General features: G+C 63.1%; 3 protein-coding genes and 1 pseudogene. 3 read left to right on the top strand and 1 reads right to left on the bottom strand.

What is annotated here, in order from left to right; translation table 11 throughout:
* Window positions 1-305: pseudogene (locus J0I64_RS03485) on the top strand (glutamate--tRNA ligase); the annotation flags it as partial.
* On the opposite strand, the gene J0I64_RS03480 reads toward J0I64_RS03485, so the two are convergent.
* A complete protein-coding gene (locus J0I64_RS03480) occupies window positions 250-1,407 on the bottom strand; it encodes a DUF2865 domain-containing protein (RefSeq protein ID WP_291406229.1) in 1,158 nt (385 codons plus the stop codon). The pseudogene J0I64_RS03485 and the gene J0I64_RS03480 overlap by 56 nt on opposite strands.
* A gap of 138 nt (window positions 1,408-1,545) precedes the next feature.
* Between J0I64_RS03480 and J0I64_RS03475 the strand changes: the two genes are divergently transcribed.
* Window positions 1,546-2,553, top strand: coding sequence for a fumarylacetoacetate hydrolase family protein (locus J0I64_RS03475; RefSeq protein ID WP_291406228.1), 1,008 nt, complete (start codon window positions 1,546-1,548; stop codon window positions 2,551-2,553).
* 148 nt (window positions 2,554-2,701) lie between these two features.
* Window positions 2,702-3,151 carry a cytochrome c gene (locus J0I64_RS03470; protein ID WP_291406227.1) on the top strand — a complete coding sequence of 150 codons (450 nt, stop codon included), beginning with the start codon at window positions 2,702-2,704 and terminating at the stop codon, window positions 3,149-3,151.
* Window positions 3,152-3,512: the final 361 nt, after the last annotated feature.

Below are 3,512 nucleotides of genomic sequence, written 5' to 3'. Positions count from 1 at the left end.
AAAACCTCGTGCGTTTTCCCGATATCGCCGAGTGGTCAAAGCTCGTCACCGGGCCCGTAGAGCCCGTCATTGCCGACGAAGACCGCGAATTCCTCGCCACGGCCAAGGCCATGTTGCCGGCCGAGCCGTGGGACGAGCACACCTGGTCTACCTGGACCAACGCCCTCAAGGGCGCGACCGGTCGCAAGGGCAAGGCTCTCTTCATGCCGTTGCGCATGGCGCTGACCGGCCGGCATGACGGGCCGGAGCTTAAGTCCCTGCTCGTCCTGCTTGGGCGTACGGAGTGTCTGGCCCGACTACCCTGACGGTCTTGTCGCCGAAATGCACGATCCGCAGGTCCGCCTCGGCCGGTGTCTGGCTGGCATTGGGGCGGACGGCAACCTCGCCAGGACCCGCCGGACGCGGACGGGGCAGGGGCACATCGATCATGGCAACGGCGGCCACGGGTTCCACTGATACGGACTGAACCGGCCGCACCGGCGCGACGCCGCGTGGATCACGCATGGGCAGGGGGAAGGAAAGCCCGGCAATGTCGAGCATGGCCCGCGCCTGTCCGCCGCCCGATGCGGTGACCGAGACGGTCCCATCGGCTTTCGGCGCCACCTTGCAGCTGGCATTCTTGTCGAACTGGTTGCGATAGGCAAAAGCAGTCGGCAGCGCCGTATAGGGCGAGCCATACATGTTCCGCATCTGCTCTGGCTCCTGGCCGGGATTGTCATAATAGTAGAGCTCTACCTGCGTGTTCGGACACATCGCCAGGCATTGCTGGGAATCATTGCCGATATAGTCGGGCAGGGTGGAATAGCTGATCGGCCAGAAATAGCCGTCCGACAGGCGCACGCAGACGGTGCGCACCGTGGCATAGCCCTGGTAGCCCCAATAGTCGCCGCCATCCACCATGTCGCCATTGGTGAAGTCGCCTTCCGTGGTCGAGCCGAAAACGCGGTCGAACACCGACTGGCGTTCTTGGTTGAAATTGGCGCTCGAGCCGGTATTGCAGCTGAAGCGGGCCATTTCCTGCAAGATCGCCTCGCGCTGCTGCGCCACGGCGCTGCCAGTATCGACCGATTGGGAAACCTTGGCAAAATCGTCGCGCAGCCGCAAAACGACGCGTGCGAGCTGCTGGCACTGGCGCGACAACTGCTGCCCTGCGCGGGCCGCGTCGTTACAGCCCTCGCGGATATATTGGCTTTCCGCCGCCTGCACATCGCGCTGCAACTGCCGCGCTGCGCCGGCATTGTTCTGCATCTGCCGGAAGTCGCCATTACGGTCGAACTGCCGCAGCGCGTTTTCGAGCTGCCGGCACTGGGTCGACTGGGCATAGACGGTCTGCACATCGAGCGAAAAAATCAGCGCTGCCAGCAGCAGCAAAATCGACGCGCGGAATCCGGAAGCAGATAAGGTCACGAATGGGTCCTGTTCGTCGGCCATAAACAGCCAGCCGATGTCGCCTTAAGACATCGCTGGCGACAATGGCAACACTATAGCAATCTGAACCACCGACGATATCGCCACTAAGCAACACAAAAGAGAGATCGCCCGTCCATGAAACTCGCCACCCTCCGCGCGAACCGCCCCGACGGGCAATTGGTTGTCGTCTCCAACGATCTCCAGCGCTGCGTTTCCGCCGGCCGTATCGCCCCAAGCCTCCAGGCTGCCCTGGACGATTGGGAGCGCCTGGCTCCCGCGCTGGCCGCCCTTTCCTCCCAGCTCGACAAGGGCGAGATTGCAGGCCAGACCTTCGAGCCCTCCGCTGCTCTCGCGCCCCTGCCGCGCGCCTATCAGTGGATCGATGGCGCCGGCTATATGGGCCATCTCGAACGCGTCCGCTCTCTCAAGGGCAGCAAGGACGAGGAATTGCAGTCCGTCCGCCCGCTGCTCTACCAGGGCGGTTCCGATTCGCTCTCCGGCGCTGCCGACCCCATCGTCGTACCCGAAGATGATCTCGCGCTGGATTTCGAAGTCGAAGTCGCCGTCATTATCGGCGCCCTGCCGATGCGCCCGAGCCGCGAACAGGCCGCTGCTGCCATTCGCCTCGTCACCGTCTGCAACGACGTCTCGCTCCGCCGCCTCGTCGCCGATGACCTGCAGAACGGCTTTGGCTTCTTCCACTCAAAACCCGCCACCAGCTTCGCCCCGGTCGTCGTTACCCCCGACACCCTCGGCGATCGCTGGCGCGACAATCGCCTGCACCTGCCGGTGCGCGTCGAAGTCAATGGCACGCTCTATGGCCAGCCCAATGCCGGCGTCGACGTCCACTTCGATCTCGTTGATCTCATCGTCGAGGCCGCCCGCACCCGCCAGCTCGGCGCCGGCACCATCATCGGCTCGGGCACCATCGCCAACCATCACGATGCCACCCTGCCCATCAAGGAAGACGGCATTGGCTTCGGCTGCATCGCCGAGGCGCGCACCGCCGAAAAAGCAAAATTCGGCCGCGCCCGCACGCCCTTCCTCAAGCCCGGCGACCGCGTCCGCATCGCTGCCATTGGGGCCGGCGGCCGCTCGGTTTTCGGCGATATTGACCAGACGGTCGTGGCGCTAACCGTCTGACCACAATTCGATAACATTCCTGTGTTGGCGTTGGGAGCATAGCGGTCGCATGGCACTGTCCACCTGCCGGAAGAGGAGACCGGCAGAATTTGGGTCAGCGCCACACGTGGCCGGCCTATCGGTAATGAACACGTTGAGGGTGTGATTAATGGTCTTTCCGAAGTTCTCCGTGGTTGCCGTCGCGGCTCTCCTCGGCCTCGGCACGCTAACGGTCTTTGCGCAGGATGCCTTCGTGGCGCCCGCGACGCCGGAAGAAGCGCTCACCCTTCGCAAGGGGCTGATGCGCGAAGATGGCGGCATTCTCCGCCAGGCTGGCAATCTGACTGGTGACCCAGCCGTCGCTGCCATGACCAAGCTGCGCGACAACTACAAGCATATCCCCGACCTCTTCCCCGAAGGCTCGATTGTGGGTGACTCCGAAGCACTCCCGGCCATCTGGGAAAATTGGGACGCCTTTATCGCCATCGCCGATGCCGGCGTTGCGGCTGCCGAAAGCGGCATCACCGCTGCCCAGGCCGGCGACGCCGCGGCCTATGCGGCGGCGCTTCAGACCATCGGCGGCACCTGTGGCCAGTGCCACCAGCAGTTCCGCAGCTGACCTGCGTTCCGCAGGTCAGGCCTAGCGAATTACCCCGCAAGCCAAGCGGTCTTGTGGTGGTCTACCGGATCATCCTCCCTGGATGATGTTCGCCTCCAAAGCGAAATGGGCGGCCTTCGGGCCGCCCTCTTTTCTTTTGCGCTTGATTTATTCAGTGCGCCCGGCCAATCTCCGGCCCATGAAGATCAAGTGCATCATTACCGTCTGCATTATTAGCTGCTAACCCAACGTTGGCGGAGCGGTCTTCTTCATCTAAAATTCTCTGAAGATAGAGGCTTCCGCCAGCGGCGCGTTGTCAGGAAAAGTGACCGCCACTTTTCCGTTTAGGCTGCGCGACCAAAAAGACACCATACCGTCTGGC

This window comes from Devosia sp., from assembly GCF_017307565.1.
Taxonomy (GTDB): Bacteria; Pseudomonadota; Alphaproteobacteria; order Rhizobiales; family Devosiaceae; genus Devosia.
This window is presented reverse-complemented; position numbering and strand designations above follow the sequence as displayed.